Annotated in this window: 14 protein-coding genes and 1 tRNA gene; 6 read left to right on the forward strand and 9 right to left on the reverse strand. The window is 73.4% G+C overall.

Annotation, left to right across the window (positions count from 1 at the left end; translation table 11 throughout):
- Positions 1-30: 30 nt before the first annotated feature.
- From ACFUO4_RS11690 to ACFUO4_RS11720, 7 genes are all read right to left on the reverse strand, one after another.
- Positions 31-104, reverse strand: a tRNA-Lys gene (locus ACFUO4_RS11690).
- Complete coding sequence (locus tag ACFUO4_RS11695; RefSeq protein WP_079306242.1) at positions 95-691, reverse strand: bifunctional DNA primase/polymerase; 597 nt, start codon at positions 689-691, stop codon at positions 95-97. The genes ACFUO4_RS11690 and ACFUO4_RS11695 overlap by 10 nt, the downstream gene beginning before the upstream one ends.
- 117 nt (positions 692-808) lie before the next feature.
- Entirely contained in the window at positions 809-1,186 is a 378-nt protein-coding gene (locus ACFUO4_RS11700; RefSeq protein WP_079306244.1) for a hypothetical protein, read from the reverse strand.
- A gap of 92 nt (positions 1,187-1,278) precedes the next feature.
- Entirely contained in the window at positions 1,279-2,622 is a 1,344-nt protein-coding gene (locus tag ACFUO4_RS11705; RefSeq protein WP_079306246.1) for an AAA domain-containing protein, read from the reverse strand.
- Positions 2,619-4,205, reverse strand: coding sequence for a hypothetical protein (locus ACFUO4_RS11710; RefSeq protein WP_383482847.1), 1,587 nt, complete (start codon positions 4,203-4,205; stop codon positions 2,619-2,621). Before ACFUO4_RS11710 ends, ACFUO4_RS11705 begins: the two co-directional genes overlap by 4 nt.
- Positions 4,196-5,332, reverse strand: a complete 1,137-nt coding sequence (locus ACFUO4_RS11715; protein ID WP_128111973.1) for a hypothetical protein — start codon at positions 5,330-5,332, stop codon at positions 4,196-4,198. Before ACFUO4_RS11715 ends, ACFUO4_RS11710 begins: the two co-directional genes overlap by 10 nt.
- On the reverse strand, positions 5,283-6,425 hold the full coding sequence (locus ACFUO4_RS11720) for a phosphatase PAP2 family protein (RefSeq protein ID WP_383482850.1): 1,143 nt from the start codon (positions 6,423-6,425) through the stop codon (positions 5,283-5,285). Before ACFUO4_RS11720 ends, ACFUO4_RS11715 begins: the two co-directional genes overlap by 50 nt.
- 3 nt (positions 6,426-6,428) lie before the next feature.
- On the opposite strand from ACFUO4_RS11720, the gene ACFUO4_RS11725 reads away from it, so the two are divergent.
- Positions 6,429-7,025, forward strand: coding sequence for a histidine phosphatase family protein (locus tag ACFUO4_RS11725; protein ID WP_383482853.1), 597 nt, complete (start codon positions 6,429-6,431; stop codon positions 7,023-7,025).
- Positions 7,026-7,033: 8 nt separating this feature from the next.
- Here the strand turns inward: ACFUO4_RS11725 and ACFUO4_RS11730 are convergent, their stop codons facing one another.
- Positions 7,034-8,488 carry a hypothetical protein gene (locus tag ACFUO4_RS11730; RefSeq protein ID WP_383482856.1) on the reverse strand — a complete coding sequence of 485 codons (1,455 nt, stop codon included), beginning with the start codon at positions 8,486-8,488 and terminating at the stop codon, positions 7,034-7,036.
- A gap of 296 nt (positions 8,489-8,784) precedes the next feature.
- On the opposite strand from ACFUO4_RS11730, the gene ACFUO4_RS11735 reads away from it, so the two are divergent.
- Together ACFUO4_RS11735 and ACFUO4_RS11740 are read left to right on the forward strand one after the other, a co-directional pair.
- Positions 8,785-9,198: a hypothetical protein gene (locus ACFUO4_RS11735; protein ID WP_179143260.1), complete on the forward strand. Its 414-nt coding sequence runs from the start codon at positions 8,785-8,787 to the stop codon at positions 9,196-9,198.
- Positions 9,199-9,254: 56 nt separating this feature from the next.
- Entirely contained in the window at positions 9,255-10,124 is an 870-nt protein-coding gene (locus ACFUO4_RS11740) for a spermidine synthase (protein WP_383482859.1), read from the forward strand.
- 10 nt (positions 10,125-10,134) lie between these two features.
- On the opposite strand, the gene ACFUO4_RS11745 is transcribed toward ACFUO4_RS11740, so the two are convergent.
- The gene (locus ACFUO4_RS11745) at positions 10,135-10,647 is read right to left on the reverse strand and encodes a hypothetical protein (RefSeq protein WP_079306260.1); all 513 of its coding nucleotides are present in this window, start codon (positions 10,645-10,647) and stop codon (positions 10,135-10,137) included.
- A 98-nt stretch (positions 10,648-10,745) separates the two neighbouring features.
- On the opposite strand from ACFUO4_RS11745, the gene ACFUO4_RS11750 reads away from it, so the two are divergent.
- The 3 genes from ACFUO4_RS11750 (at position 10,746) to ACFUO4_RS11760 (ending at position 14,391) form a co-directional block, all read left to right on the forward strand.
- Positions 10,746-11,435 carry a response regulator transcription factor gene (locus ACFUO4_RS11750; RefSeq protein ID WP_059191983.1) on the forward strand — a complete coding sequence of 230 codons (690 nt, stop codon included), beginning with the start codon at positions 10,746-10,748 and terminating at the stop codon, positions 11,433-11,435.
- Positions 11,432-12,829, forward strand: a complete 1,398-nt coding sequence (locus ACFUO4_RS11755; protein WP_383482863.1) for an ATP-binding protein — start codon at positions 11,432-11,434, stop codon at positions 12,827-12,829. Before ACFUO4_RS11750 ends, ACFUO4_RS11755 begins: the two co-directional genes overlap by 4 nt.
- 107 nt (positions 12,830-12,936) lie before the next feature.
- Complete coding sequence (locus ACFUO4_RS11760) at positions 12,937-14,391, forward strand: cellulose binding domain-containing protein (RefSeq protein WP_383482866.1); 1,455 nt, start codon at positions 12,937-12,939, stop codon at positions 14,389-14,391.
- The last annotated feature ends 36 nt before the right edge of the window (positions 14,392-14,427 follow it).

Consider the following 14,427-nt stretch of genomic DNA (forward strand, 5'->3'; position numbering starts at 1 on the left):
TCGCTCCGCGAGGGGCTTCTTGTTCGTCTGTGCGCCGCCAGGGACTCGAACCCCGGACCCGCTGATTAAGAGTCAGCTGCTCTAACCAACTGAGCTAGCGGCGCCTGCTGACGTCGTAGACCTTAGCATCCTGATCGGCTGGGGGAAAAATCGATATCCGCACGGCCGCGCGAGCCGCCCGTACGGCCGCCCAGAGCAGGATCTCGGGGCCCGGCAGCCAGGGGTGACGGGTGTCGGGGGCGACCAGCCAGCGGCTGTCGAACGGGGTCGGCGCGGTGCGGGTCGGCAGGGGTGCGGGCAGCGTCACCGCGTCGCCGTTGCCGTGGCACAGCAGCGGCGGGATCGCGCCCGTGCGGCCGCACTCCTCCCACCGCAGCAGCGACGGCAGCCGGTACGCGCTGCCCGGCGCCGCGAACAGCAGCATCCGGCCCCGGAACATCGCCACCGGCCCCGAGCCCGGCCCGTCGCCCCATAACCGGTCGAGCATCCGGCGCCCGAAGATGGCGGGCGCGCTCACGACGTCGAACGAGGCGCCGCACGGCAGCACCACCGGGGCGTCCGGGCGCTCCCGCCAGAGGGCGAGCGTGCTGCGCGGATACGTTCCTGCCGAGGCGAGCCAGGCCGCACCGTCCGCAGTGACCCCGCAGACGTCGGAACGGTCGGAGAACGGTTCGATGCGTGTGTCGCTCATGCATCCAGATGTACCGGGCGTGAGCGTCCCGTCTCGGACGGTTGCTGGAAATCGGGACAGGAGGGGGTGGGGAGGGGTATCTTGCCCGCCTGGCATATGCCAGAACGCGGGGTGGGTTCACGCCGGGTCGGCGAGCCCCTTCTCCGCCGCACCCTCGGCCGTCCCGCGCATCAGGTCCCGCCCGAACTCGACCATCTTCTTGGCATAGTCCTCGGTCCACTCGGCCCGCTCCGCGATGTCCGCCGGCGTCAGCCGGTCGAAACGCCGGGGGTCGGCCAGCTGCGCCGCGGCCATCGCCTGGAACTCCACGGCACGGTCCGTCGCCGCACGGAAGGCCTGCGTCAGCTCCGTCGCCCGGGCGAGCAGCGCCCTGGGGTCGTCGATGGACTCCAGGTCGAAGAAATGCTCCGGGTCGGCGGCCGCCTGCGCGGGCTCGAAGAGCAGGGGCGCGGGGCGTAGCCGCGGTTCGTTCCGACGCGGCGTGGGCTCCGCCATGTCTTCTCCTCCTCGTACGTCGCTGATGCCCCCTCCGTCGGGAAGCGGGCCACCGTCCATTGTCGCGCGCTCGCGCAAGGGCCCCATAGGGATCAGGGCTCGAACACCACCCGGTGCTCCGCCAGGTGCGCCAGCACCGCGTGGTTCGCCTCCCACCCGTCCGGGAACTTCACCACCGTCCCCAACTGCACCGGCTCCGTCGACGGATAGTCGTCCAGGAGGTCGCCCACGCCCGCCCGGCAGACCACGATGCACGCGTGCCGGTGGCGGGAGGCGAGGACGCAGAGGCGGCCCGTCTCCAGGTGGAACGCCGTGGCGTCGGGGCGGCCGGACAGGGGGTGCAGGACGACCGTGACGTCGTACTCGCGGCCCTGGAGGCGGTTCGCCGTGTCGACGGTGACGTCCTGGACGCCCAGCTCGGTGAGGGCCGCGCGGATCGCCGCCGCCTGGTCGCGGTGGGCCGTGCCGACGGCGATGCGGTCGGCGGTGAGGGGGGCTGGGTCGGGGGAGCGTTCCGAGGTGGCCGCGCCGCCACGGTCCAGCAGGCGTCGTACGACCGTCGCCACCGCCCGTACCGCCTCCGGGTCCGTGCGCGGGGTGTGCCGGGCGGGCAGCTCCAGCAGGCCCCAGCCGGACTCCGCCGCCTCGTCGATGACCCGGTCGGGGCCCGAGCCGTCCGAGGGGATCGCGAAGGACAGGGCGCGGTCGCCGGGGCCGGTGCCGCTGCGGAACGGGGTGTACGGGTAGAAGGCGGCCGAGACCAGGGGCGCGGCCGAGGCCGGGAGCCGCCAGGACACCGGGAGGCGGTGCTGCGGGAGCTCGGGGTTGTGCGCGAGGAGGGTCGTGACCGCGGACGCCGAGGGGTCGTAGGACAGGCCCGCCCACTGCTCGCTGCCCACGATCGCGAACGGGTCCAACTGGCCCGGGTCGCCCACGAACAGCGCCCGCTGGAACAGCCCCGCGACGGCGAGCAGGGAGTCCGAGCGCATCTGGTACGCCTCGTCGACGATCGCGTGCTCCCACGGCTCGTCGACCTTGACGTGCGCCCACTTGGCGGCCGTGGAGATCGTGACCGGCAGTCCGGTCAGCTCGGCCGCCTTCGCCGACTTGCGTACGTGGGGCAGCTCGTCCAGTGCCTTGTCGTACGCGTCCGTGTCGCTGCTGTGCAGGCGGCCGACCGGGAGGTCCGGGTTCTTCTCGGCGAGCCGCAGTACCAGGTCGTCGACCTGGGCGTTGGTCTGTGCGACGACCATCAGCGGGCGTCCCGCGTCGGCCAGTTCGAGGGCCGCGCGGACGACGAGCGTGGACTTGCCGGCGCCGGGCGGGGAGTCGACGACGACCCCGCGCGCCGCGCCGTGCAGCGTGCTGCCGAGGATCGCGTCGGTGGCCGCGGCGGCCACCGCACCGGGGTCGAAGAGCTCGGAGACGGTGCTCACAGGACGTCCTCCGCGGTCAGCGGGTCGGCGGTTTCATGGGTGGCCTCACCGGGCGGTCCGCCGTGCGTCCACGGGGTGTTCTCCGGGTCGGGGAGTTTCGCGCCGCCCCGCTGCTCGTGCTCGAAGAGCGTGAAGCAGAGCCGGTCGCCCTTCTCAGGGACCGACCCCGGCTCGGGCTCCTTGCCGCGGCCCATCTTGTCGAGGACGCGCAGGACGACGCAGTCGCCGTCGTGGCCGACGAACTCGGCCGACTGGGGTTTCCCGCCCAGCGAGCGGTAGACCTTCACACGCTCCCCGAGATGCGGCCGGTCGTCCGTGCGCAGCGTGACGAGCGGGCGCGGGCTGGGGCGCTTGCCCTCGCTGTACGTCATCACGACATCCGTGACCTCGCCCGCGAACGCCTCCCCGGACAGCCGCCGCCCCGCCATCACCAGCGGGTCGTCGAGGGCCTCCTGCGCCTCCAGGCGGGCCTGTTCGCGCTCGCGCGTGGCGAGCTTGTTGGCGGCGGTCACCGCGTCGTCGCGGCGCGGCTGCGGGGGCTCGCCCGCCGTGATCCGGTCGCGGTGGGACGTGAACGACCAGCGGTCGCGGGTCCAGCGCTCCTCCACCCGCGCGCCCTCGGGCAGCTCCCGCAGCAGGTCCAGGCCGCGCCACACCGCGTCCCAGGTGGGACGGGTCCGGCTTTCGACGAGGTCCCTGATCGCGCGCTCGGCGGCGGTGAGTTCACCGAGCCGGTCGTCCGCCTCCAGGCCGTCCTCGGCGGCGGCCAGGGCGGTACGCGCGCGGTCGTAGCGCTCGATGGCGGGGGCGAGCAGCTTGTTGTCGAACGCCGGGTCGGTGGCCGGTCCGGCCGGCGGGTGCAGCAGCTGGCCCTTGGCGTCCCGGGCGAGCTCGGCCGCGCGGGCCGCCTCCGCGCCGGTCATGCCCTCCGGAGGGTCGATCCAGGCGAGCAGCGCGCCCAGGTGCTGGTCCTCCAGGGTGGACTGGCCGGTCGCCCAGTGCCGGGACAGCAGCTCGGTCGCGGCGAGCAGCAGGGCGGAGCCGGGAACGCGGGCCCGCTCGCCGAAATGGGTCAGCCACCGGCCCAGCAACGGCACGCGCGGGGGCGCCGGATGCGGGGCCTCCGGGTCCTGCTCGGCCGTACGGCGGAAGCGCATGGAGCGCCCCAGCAGCCGTACGAAGTCGATGCCCGCCCGGCTCGGCACGATCAGCTGCGGGGCGTCCGCGCACAGCTCGACCTCGACCTTGACCCGCTTGCCGGTCTCCGGATCGGTCTCGTTGCGCTCGGCGGCCTCCACCGCTTCGGCGTAGGAGTCCACGTACGGCAGGACGACGTCCGCCAGCTCCGCCAGGAACTGGAACCTGAGGTCACGGTCGCGCGGCTGCGGGACGACGAGCAGGCGCGGGGCGTCCCGGTCGGTGCCGACGAGCGCGCCGAGCGGGGCACCGGCCTCACCGGCGGTGGTGAGCGGGACGAAGACCAGGGGCTGGTCGGCGAGGTGCCGGTGGCGGACGGTCGCGGCGGGCTGGGCGCGGCCGGTGCTGACGGCCTCCAGGCGGGCGAGGGTGGAGATCAGTGACATGCGGCGGCTCCCAGTGCCTCCGCGCGCAGGGCCGCGGCCCTGCGCAGGGCGGCGACGGTCGGATCGGCCGGGTCGCCGGTCTCCCCGCGGGCCGCCGCCAGGACGTCCGGCACCGTGGTCAGGGCGCCCAGCTCGGCCCGTACGGACCGGCCCAGGGACGTCACCGCGCCCGCCGCGCGGGAGCGGTCGCGGCAGTGGAAGGCCAGCTCGCAGGCGGACAGGCACTCGGGCGCGTATGTCGCCGGGACCGACTCGACGGCGGCCGTCAGCTCCTCGGCGGGCCGCGCGGGGTCGAAGCAAATGCCCTCGGGGAGGGCGTCGGCGATGTCCTGGATGCGGGTGAGACGGGCCAGCTGGCGGTGGGTGACCGCGCGCTGCTTGCGGACGTCGACGGCCGAGGCGGTGGGCAGGTTGGAGAAGTCCTTGGGGCAGACGAGGAGGACCTGGTGGCCCACCTCGGGGGCGGGGGCGTCCGGCACGGTGATGCGGGCGGCGACCTCTTCCAGCGCCAGCACGTAGACCGCTGCCTGGCGGGCTGCCGCGCCCACCTTCGCCGGGTCCGCCGAGCCGTCCAGCATCGGGAAGGACTTGATCTCCACGACCGTCCAGCCGCCGTCCGGGTGCACCACCACCGCGTCCGGCTCCAGGAAGGCGGGGGAGCCCGCCACGTCGAGAGCGAGCATCGGGTGGTCGAGCAGCGTCCACGAGCCGGTCGCCTCGGTCGCCTCGCGCAGGGCCAGCGCGGTGCGGGCGGTACGGCCCTCGGGGCCGATCGCGGTGAGGTCGGGCACGCGCGCGTCGACGGGGGGCTCGGCGTGGCGGTCCAGCTTCTCGTGCACCAGCCGCAGCAGTTCCGCGCCGCCGTCGGCCTTGACCTTCGCCTCGAAGGCGTTGCCCCGGGTGAGCGCGAACTGCGACTGCCCGAACGCCGACGGGGAGCCCAGCGCACTCGCCAGGGTCGCCTTGTTCACGCCCGCGCCGTCGAGGATCGCGCGCCTTCTGCAGCCCGGGTTCGCGGCGAGGGCGGCCAGGGCGCGGGCATCCAGCGCCTTGGCCGGTACGTCGGGGCCGCGCAGCTCAGCGAGCTGCTGCCGGAGCGCCGTCCCCCGCGTCCGTGGGGGCGGCACCCGGCTCGGGTCCCGCTCCGATCCGTGACTCGCGCTGCCGTGGAATTCGCTCACCCGCGGAAGTCTGGCATCCGCCACTGACAATTGAGGCCTGTGCGGCCTCAGTGCCCGCGGTGGCAGGCGTGAGAACCGTCGCCACACGCCCCTTGACGCCGTCCGCGGCCCGCAGCACGAGCGGCGCCAGCAGCAGCCCGACGCCCATCACGGCGGCACCCGCGACGGCGTCGAGGAAGTAGTGGTTGGCGGTGCCCATGACCACGATCGTGGTGATCAGCGGGTAGGCGACACCGGCGGCCTTCGCGATACGCGTCCCGCCGTACCGCCACAGCATGACCCCGCACCACAGCGCCCAGCCCACATGCAGGCTCGGCATGGCCGCGTACTGGTTCGTCATCCCGCCCATGCCACGGGGTGCGCTGGCTTCGCCGCCCCACCAGCCGTACGAGCTGTACTGGGCCATGGTGTCGACGAAGCCGTGGCCCGGGGAGAGGAGGCGGGGCGGGCAGGTGGGCAGCAGGGTGAAGCCGATCAGACCGATGAACGTGGACGTCATCAGCCAGGTGCGGGCGGCGCGGTAACGCACGGCGTGAGACCGGAACAGCCAGACCAGGATCGCCGGGGTGACCAGGTAGTGCAGCGACGCGTACCAGAAGTCGGCCGGTACGCCGAGCCACGCCTCGCGAGTGAAGAGCCGGTTGAGCGGGTGCTCGGCGTTGAGGTGGAGGAACTTCTCCACGCGCAGGATCGCCAGGCCGTGGTCCACGGCGTGCGTGACATCACCTCGGGCCAGGAGCCGGCCTGCCGAATAGCAGGCGTACACCAGGAGGATCAGCGGCAGCTCGGTCCACCAGCGCAGCCGGGTACTCGGGGCCGTCTCACTGCCCGGTGTCTCGGCGTGCGGCATCCGATCGCCTCCCCCTTCTCGTTGCGGCGTCCGGTTGCCCGGTCTTACCACTTTACGGTGTATGTGTTCGACCTCGCGCGCGGGCCCCCGGCTCTCTAGGACGCAGAGATCGACCGCCGGGTTGCCCCCGGACAGGGTGCGCGATGATGGGTGCGGCCCGCCCGGTTTTTTCCTCGAAAGGTCCTTCATCTCATGGCACCGCGCATCCTGCTCGCCCGGCACGGCCAGACCGCATGGTCTCTGGCGGGCAAACATACGGGCAGGACGGATGTGCCGCTGCTGGAGGAGGGCCGGCGTGGCGCCAAACTCCTCGGCGAGCGCCTGCACCGGCCGCCGCTGGACGGCCTCCCGGGCGTCGAGGTGCGCACCAGCCCGCTGTCACGCGCGCGCGAGACGTGCGAACTCGCCGGGTTCGGCGAGCGCGCGAGTGAATGGGAAGCGCTGGTCGAGTGGGACTACGGCGCGTACGAGGGCATGACCCCGGACGAGATCCAGGCCGTGAACCCCGGCTGGCTCATCTGGCGCGACGGCGTCCCCGGCGGCGAGACCCTGGCGGAGGTCACCGCCCGCGCGGACGAGGTGGTGGCCTGGGCCCGCGAGGCGGACCGGGACGTCCTGGTCTTCGCCCACGGCCACATGCTGCGCTCCATAGGGGCTCGGTGGCTGGGTCTGCCGCTCGACTTCGCCGCCCGGATCAGGCTGAACCCGACGTCGCTGTCGGTCCTCGGCTGGGCGTACGGGGAGCCGGCGGTCGAGAGCTGGAACGACACGGGCCACCTGGCGGGCTGACCCGCTCCCTATGCCGTGCGCGGCAGGGAAGCGTGCCGCTCCAGGAACGTACCCACCCCTGAGGCCCGCCGGTGCGGCAGCAGCACGCGCGTGGTCCCCGCCAGCATCGACTGGATCCGTGACGACTGGACCTGTCCCAGCAGATCCAGCACCCGCATCCCGGCGGCGGCCGCCTCGTCGGGACGGCCCCCGCGCGCGAGGTCGTCGGCCAGTTCGGCCGTGTACAGCGCGATGTTCCGGGTGAAGTGCGGGTCCTGGAGCTGCGCCGCCCGATGCGCGTGCCGTGCCGCCCGCGGCCAGTCGCCCAGCGTCGACCAGCACTGCGCCTCCAGGCCCTCCAGTTCTGCCTCCCCGTAGAAGCTCATCCACTCGGGGTCGGCGTCCGAGGGGCCTCGCGCGAAGAGGGCCTGGGCCCGGACCAGCGCCTGTTCGCAGCCGGCGCGGTCGGCGAGCCCCGCCCAGCCGCCCGCCTCCCGCAGCGCGAGCAGCGACATCAGCCGGGCGGACCCGAGCGGCCGCCCGACCCGTTGCGCGGCCTGCGCCGCCCGCACCGCCTCGCGCGGCCGCCCGGCGTCGCGCGCGAGGAACGCCGTGTTGCAGAAGGCGTGCGACTCCAGACCGGCGTCACCCGTCATCCGCGCGGTCGCGAGCGCCTCCGCGTAGTGCGAGCGCGCGTCGTCGAACCGGCCCGAGTCGTGTGCCAGCCAGCCCACCGAGATGGCGAGTTCACCGGCACCCGAGTGCAGCCGGTCGGCGGTGGTCTGCCGGGTCGCACCGGCGTCCAGCAGCGCGTAGGCGGCGCGCAACGGGGTCGCCGCGCGCCGGTACAGGCCGTCCGCGCCGTGCCGGTCGTCCAGCAGCCGGATCCGGCGTACCGCTTCTTCCAGGGCGTCCGCGTCGGGGGCTCCCGCGCGCCGGACGCGCCGGTCCGCCGCCGCGGCGGCGGGGGCGAGCCCGATCGTGCCCAGTGAGGCGACGGCCACGGTGGCGCCCCCGCCGGTCATGAATGCGCGACGCAGCACGTCGCTCTCCTCGTAGTTGTCGTGCGTCTCGTACGGGTCCTGCGGGTCATACGGCTCGTACGCCCCCCATGTCTCACCCGCCGCGCCACCCGCGGCGTACGCGGGGCTCGTGACGTGCGTCGGGGGCGCGCCCTCGGCGGCGCGCGCCCCGCGTCCGCGTACGGACGCCCGGGACGCGAAGCCCAGGTCGGTGAGCGTGCGGCCGGGGAACATGTGCAAGAACACCCGTTCGTACGCGTAGTTGGGGCAGCGGATCTCGCCCGCCTCGACCCGGCCCACATAGCGCGCGTCACAGCTGACCCGCTCGCCGATCTCGCGCGCGGCCCGTCGTACCGCCGCGGCGAACTCGGCCGGGGAGCGCTGTCCGCGCAACTCCCGGAACGCGAGATTCGGCCGCGGTGGCCTGGGGGACTGGGACGAGGTCACCTTTGACGTCGCCATGGCCGGGTCCTCTCGTGCGAACCGTCGAACCATGCCGGAGCCGTGGTGAGTTGAGTGGTATGTCACTGTCGTCACCCTGGTTCCGGCGGGCAAGAACGTACCTGCTGTAGCGGACCCGCCACGCAGTGTTTGGCTACAAACCGGATATCTCATCCACGATCTGCCATGAACTGCCATCCTTTGCGGCTGACTTGCGCCGTAGCCGTTGACGCGCCCGCGCGTTGAACTCCATGGACCGGGAGCCGCCCGACTCCCGAGCCGCCTGTCCGAGGAGGGGTTCCGTGGTGGAGGCCGGGATGGAGACCAGCCAGAGCATCGAGGTGTGCACGCCGCTGACGGAGTGCAGCGCGCCACCGGTCCCGGAGGTCGGCTGCGACCTCGTCACGGTGCCGACCCGGCAGGGGCTGGAGGCGGTCGACATCCTGCGCCGGGGCGCGGGGGACGCGGTGGGGCCCGTACTGCACGACGACGGGGGAGGCACCCTCGGCTTCGTGGTCCCGCCGGGGACCGCGGCCGCGTGGGACGTGCCGGGCAGCACCTGTACGGAGACCGACGGGCGGGGGCTGCGGCTGAACCCCGAGCCGCCGGTGGAGGGCTCGGGATGGCTGCTGCCGCCCGGCGAGGCCGACCTGGCGACGGACCCGGCGGTGCTGCGGGCGGCGCTGGGGGAGGCGGCCCGGCTGATCGAGGCGGCGGACAACTGCCGCTGAGGTGCGCCCGACGAGCTGGGCGAGCCTGACGCCCCCCGGCTTGCGACAATGGGCGCATGGCAAGGTCCCGTAGCTCCCGGCGCGCAGCCGCCACCGTCGAACCCGTGGTGGAACCCGTCGACGGCGGGCTCGCCGAGCTGATCCCCGACCGGGAGCGCCCGCGGGCCTGGACCCTGCTCATCGACGGCGCCCCGCAGTCGCACGTCGACCTCGACGACCCCGCCCGGCTCACCTTCGAGTACCAGCGCCGCCTCGGCCATGTCATCGACCTCGTCGCCCCGTCCGGCAAACCGGTGCACGCCGTGCATCTCGGCGGCGGCGCCCTCACCCTCGCCCGGTACACCGCCGCGACCCGCCCCCGTTCCACCCAGCAGGTCGTCGAGCGCGACGCGGCCCTCGTCCAACTGGTCCGCCGCGAGCTGCCGTTGGACCCGAACGCCCGCATCCGGGTGCGTTCCGCCGACGCCCGTGAGGGGCTCGCCAAGGTGCTCGACGGCTGGGCCGACCTCGTCGTCGCCGACGTGTTCAGCGGCGCGCGCACCCCGGCGCATCTGACCTCGACCGAGTTCCTGGACGAGGTCCGCAGGGCCCTCGGACCCGGCGGTGTCTACGCCGCCAACCTCGCCGACGGGCCCCCGCTCGCCCACCTCCGCGGCCAGATCGCCACCGCCGCCGCCCGCTTCGAACACCTCGCCCTGATCGCCGACCCGACGGTCCTGCGCGGCAAACGCTTCGGCAACGCGGTGCTGGTCGCCTCCGACACCCCGCTGCCGATCGCGGAACTGACCCGCAGGGCCGCCTCCGACCCGCACCCCGGCCGTCTCGAACACGGCCGCGCGCTCCTGGACTTCACCGGCGGCGCGGTCCCCGTCACGGACGTGGCGGCGGTCGCGTCACCCGCACCACCGCCCTCGGTGTTCCGCTGAACGGCCCCGGTCAGTACGTCCCCACGTCCACCCGCGGCGCACTGTCGTGCCACGTGCAGAACACCGTCACCCGGTCCGCGCCGGAGGCGAACTCCACCCGGATCCACGTCTCCGTCTTCCACACCTGCATCGACCAGCCCGCGGCCGGCGTCGCCGACACCAGCGTCGCGGAGGACTTCCCGAGCGAGAACACCGCCCGGCCGCCGTCGGTGTCGTAGCTCTTGACCTCACCGGAGGCCGTGGGGGAGGGGCTCGGGGTCGTGGACGGGCTCGGCGCGGGCGAAGTCCTTCGCGAGGGGTGAGTCTTCGACGGGGACGCGGAAGCGGATGCGGACGGGCGGGCCGTCGACGACGCCAGCGGCTTGGAGTCCTGGGTCGTGGCCTCGGCCACCGTGATGGGCAGGGCGCGCGGCGGGTCGTAGGCGGTGCCCGCCATCACCGTGTGGACACCCCACCACGACAGCGTGACCGCCGCGCCCGTGGCGAGCGACCAAGCCAGTACGTGTACGAGTCCTCTGCGCATCGCCGGTCATACTGCCTCACGAGCACCGGCAGCCGCATGCGTGGGGAGTTATCCACAGGCCCCGATGCGGCTCGCCCGCATGGCGTACGGTGCGGCGCATGGCAAGTGTGCTCGTGGTCGAGGACGACCAGTTCGTACGCTCGGCGCTGATCCGGCAGCTGACCGACGCCGCCCACACGGTGCGGAGTGTCGGCACGGCGCTGGAGGCGCTGCGCGAGGTCGCCCATTTCCGTTTCGACGTCGTCATCCTGGACCTCGGTCTGCCCGACCTGGACGGATCCGAGGCGCTGAAGATGCTGCGCGGGATCACGGACGTACCGGTGATCATCGCCACGGCCCGGGACGACGAGGCGGAGATCGTCCGGCTGCTGAACGCGGGCGCGGACGACTATCTGACCAAGCCCTTCTCGGTGGAGCACCTCTCCGCCCGGATGGCCGCCGTGCTGCGGCGCTCCCGGGCCGTCGTGGGGGAGGCGGCCCCGGAGTCCGTACTGCGCGTCGGCGGGCTCACCGTCGACCCGCTGCGCCGCCAGGCCGAGCTGGACGGCGTCCGCCTGGACCTCACCCGCCGCGAGTTCGACCTGCTGGCCTTCCTCGCCGGCCGCCCCGGCGTCGTCGTCCCCCGCAAGGAGCTCCTCGCCGAGGTGTGGCAGCAGTCCTACGGCGACGACCAGACCATCGACGTCCATCTGTCCTGGCTGCGCCGGAAGTTGGGGGAGACCGCGGCCAGTCCCCGCTATCTGCACACCCTGCGGGGTGTCGGAGTGAAGCTGGAGCCGCCGCTATGAGGTGGGCACTGGTCAAGGTCTGTCTCGCCGTCACCACCATGGTCGTGGTCGCCTTCGCGGTCCCGCTCGGCCTCGTCATCAAGGAGATGGCCCGGGACCGCGCCTTCTCCAACGCCGAGCGGGAGGCCGCCGCCGTCGCCCCGGCGCTGTCCATCACCACCGACCGGGACCAGCTGGAGCGGGTCGTCGCCTCCGCGGGCTCGGAGGACGGGATGGCCGTCCACATACCCGCGAGCGGCGACGGTGCCGCCGTCGACATCGGACGGCAGCGTGCCGCCGACGGTGACGTGGCGACCGTACGGAAGCTCGGCCGGGCCTCCACCACCGAGGTGCCGGGCGGCTCCACGCTGCTCCAGCCCGTCGCGCTGAGCTCCGGCGAGATCGCGGTCGTCGAGGTGTACGTCCCCGAGGCCGAGGTCAGCAACGGCGTGGGCACGGCGTGGGCGGTGCTCGCCGGGGTCGGCGTCGCGCTGATCGTCGGCTCGGTCGCGGTCGCCGACCGGCTGGGCGTACGGATGGTGAAACCGGCGCAGAAGCTGGTCGAGGGCGCGCATGAGCTGGGGGAGGGGAAGCTGGGCGTGCGGGTGCCCGAGGAAGGGCCCGTCGAACTGCGGCTGGCCGCGGTGGCGTTCAACTCCATGGCCGACCAGGTGGTCCAACTGCTGGTCAATGAGCGGGAGCTGGCGGCCGACCTGTCCCACCGTCTGCGGACGCCGCTCACCGTGCTGCGGCTCAACGCGGCCTCGCTCGGCGACGGGCCCGCCGCCGAGCAGACGCGGGCCGCGGTCGCCCAGTTGGAGCGGGAGGTCGACACCATCATCCGCACCGCGCGGGAGGCCAAGCCGCAGACCGCGGCCGCCGGGCCGGGCGCCGGGTGCGACGCCGCCGAGGTGGTGCGGGAGCGGATGGCGTTCTGGTCGGCGCTCGCCGAGGACGAGGGGCGCAAGGTGCGGGTGGCCGGCGTCGAGCGGCCGGTGCGCATACCCGTGGCCCGCGCCGACCTGGCCGCCGCGCTGGACGCCCTGCTGGGCAACGTCTTCCGGCACACCCCCGAGGGCACCGCCTTCGCGGTCGACGTCCACAACGGCGAGGACGCGGTGATCGTGCTGGTCTCCGACGCGGGGCCCGGCATCCGCGACCCCGAGGCCGCGATGGCCCGTGGGCGGGGGTCGGGCAGCGCGGGGTCGACCGGGCTCGGCCTGGACATCGTGCGCCGGCTCGCGGAGGGGACCGGCGGGGACGTGCGGATCGGGTCCTCGGTGCTCGGCGGCACCGAGGTGCGGATCTGGATCCAGCTGGACGGGCGGGTGCCCGAGCGCCGGGGGCACCGGGTGCGCAGGCGCCGGACGGGCAGATTGGTCTCTACCTTTAACCGGCCCCGATCCCATCCTTAAGCGCACCCTAAGATCGCCAACCGCCGTCCGGATCAGGCACTTTGCCCGTTTCCGGCTCGCTAGCGTGCTGCCGCACCCCACCCCCGAACAACGAAGGCAGGCACGCCATGAGCACGCACCGGCGCAAGGTGAGCGGCAGGAACAAGGTGATCGCCGGGGCCGTCGCCGCGGCCGTGGTCGGTGGCGGCGCGATCCTGCTCACCGGCACCGCCCAGGCCGCCGGGATCGGCGCCGCGTACACCAGGACCAGTGACTGGTCGACGGGTTACACCGCCCAGTACGTCGTGACGAACAACGACGGCGCGGCGAAGAAGGACTGGAAGCTGGAGTTCGACCTGCCGGCGGGCTCGAAGCTGAGCTCGCTGTGGAACGCCGAGTCCAGCGTGAGCGGACAGCACGTCACCGTGACGTCGGCCAAGTGGGACACCGACGGCCTGGCCGCCGGCGAGTCCGTCACAGTCGGCTTCGTCGTCAACGGCACCGGCGCGCCGACCGGCTGTCGTATCGACGGTGCCAGCTGTTCCGCCGACACCACCGCGACGCCGGAACCGACCGGCCGGCCCACGGAAACGGCTTCCCCGACGCCGACCAGCAAGCCCACCCCCACCCCCACGACGACCCCGACCGCCACCCCCGCACCCACGAGCAGCCCCGGCACCGGCACCACCACCAGCGCCGGCTTCGCCCCCTACGTCGACACGTCCCTCTACCCGGCCTTCGACCTGGTCGCGAGCGCCGCGGCCACCGGTGTGAAGGACTACAACCTCGCCTTCGTCACCGACGGCGGCGGCTGCACCCCGAAGTGGGGCGGCGTGACCGACCTCGCGAGCGACGCGGTCGCCGCGCAGATCGGCGCCCTGCGCGCCAAGGGCGGCGACGTCCGGGTCTCCTTCGGCGGCGCGGCGGGCAGCGAACTGGCGACGACGTGTTCGTCGGCGGACGCGCTGGCGGCGGCATACGGCAAGGTCGTGGACGCCTACGACCTCACCAAGGTCGACTTCGACGTCGAGGGCGGCGCGCTGCCCAACACCACGGCGAACAGCAACCGCGCCAAGGCGATAGCCAAGCTCCAGGCCCAGCACCCGGACCTGGACGTCTCCTTCACCCTCCCGGTCATGCCCGAGGGCCTCACCCAGGACGGCGTGAACCTGCTGTCGAACGCCAAGAGCAACGGCGTCGCCCTCGACACCGTCAACATCATGGCCATGGACTACGGCCCCGCCTACAGCGGCGACATGGGCACGTACGCCGAGCAGGCCGCGACGGCCACGCAGGCCCAGGTCAAGAGCGTCCTGGGGCTGAGCGACAGCGCCGCCTGGAAGACCGTCGCCGTCACGCCCATGATCGGCGTCAACGACGTCACCAGCGAGATCTTCAAGGTCGAGGACGCCGGCCAGCTGGTGGACTTCGCCAAGTCCAAGGGCCTCGGCTGGCTCTCCATGTGGTCCGCCACCCGCGACAAGCAGTGCTCCGGCGGCGCCAGGAACTACGCCGACGCCACGTGCAGCTCGATCGTCCAGGACGCACACGCCTTCTCGAAGGCGTTCGTGGCCTACAACTGACCGTCCCCCACGGGAAAAGCGGGGCGCGGCATCCCC

The organism is Streptomyces sp. NPDC057280 (genome assembly GCF_042668605.1).
In the GTDB taxonomy this organism is placed as follows: Bacteria; Actinomycetota; Actinomycetes; order Streptomycetales; family Streptomycetaceae; genus Streptomyces.

What these genes read in the sequence shown, in the direction of transcription:
- ACFUO4_RS11695 (WP_079306242.1), bottom strand. Translation starts at nt 691, where the DNA reads ATGAGCGACACACGCATCGAACCGTTCTCCGACCGTTCCGACGTCTGC.
- ACFUO4_RS11700 (WP_079306244.1), bottom strand. Translation starts at nt 1,186, where the DNA reads ATGGCGGAGCCCACGCCGCGTCGGAACGAACCGCGGCTACGCCCCGCG.
- ACFUO4_RS11710 (WP_383482847.1), bottom strand. Translation starts at nt 4,205, where the DNA reads ATGTCACTGATCTCCACCCTCGCCCGCCTGGAGGCCGTCAGCACCGGC.
- ACFUO4_RS11720 (WP_383482850.1), bottom strand. Translation starts at nt 6,425, where the DNA reads ATGAAGGACCTTTCGAGGAAAAAACCGGGCGGGCCGCACCCATCATCG.
- ACFUO4_RS11725 (WP_383482853.1), top strand. Translation starts at nt 6,429, where the DNA reads ATGGCACCGCGCATCCTGCTCGCCCGGCACGGCCAGACCGCATGGTCT.
- ACFUO4_RS11730 (WP_383482856.1), bottom strand. Translation starts at nt 8,488, where the DNA reads ATGGCGACGTCAAAGGTGACCTCGTCCCAGTCCCCCAGGCCACCGCGG.
- ACFUO4_RS11735 (WP_179143260.1), top strand. Translation starts at nt 8,785, where the DNA reads ATGGAGACCAGCCAGAGCATCGAGGTGTGCACGCCGCTGACGGAGTGC.
- ACFUO4_RS11740 (WP_383482859.1), top strand. Translation starts at nt 9,255, where the DNA reads ATGGCAAGGTCCCGTAGCTCCCGGCGCGCAGCCGCCACCGTCGAACCC.
- ACFUO4_RS11745 (WP_079306260.1), bottom strand. Translation starts at nt 10,647, where the DNA reads ATGCGCAGAGGACTCGTACACGTACTGGCTTGGTCGCTCGCCACGGGC.
- ACFUO4_RS11750 (WP_059191983.1), top strand. Translation starts at nt 10,746, where the DNA reads ATGGCAAGTGTGCTCGTGGTCGAGGACGACCAGTTCGTACGCTCGGCG.
- ACFUO4_RS11755 (WP_383482863.1), top strand. Translation starts at nt 11,432, where the DNA reads ATGAGGTGGGCACTGGTCAAGGTCTGTCTCGCCGTCACCACCATGGTC.
- ACFUO4_RS11760 (WP_383482866.1), top strand. Translation starts at nt 12,937, where the DNA reads ATGAGCACGCACCGGCGCAAGGTGAGCGGCAGGAACAAGGTGATCGCC.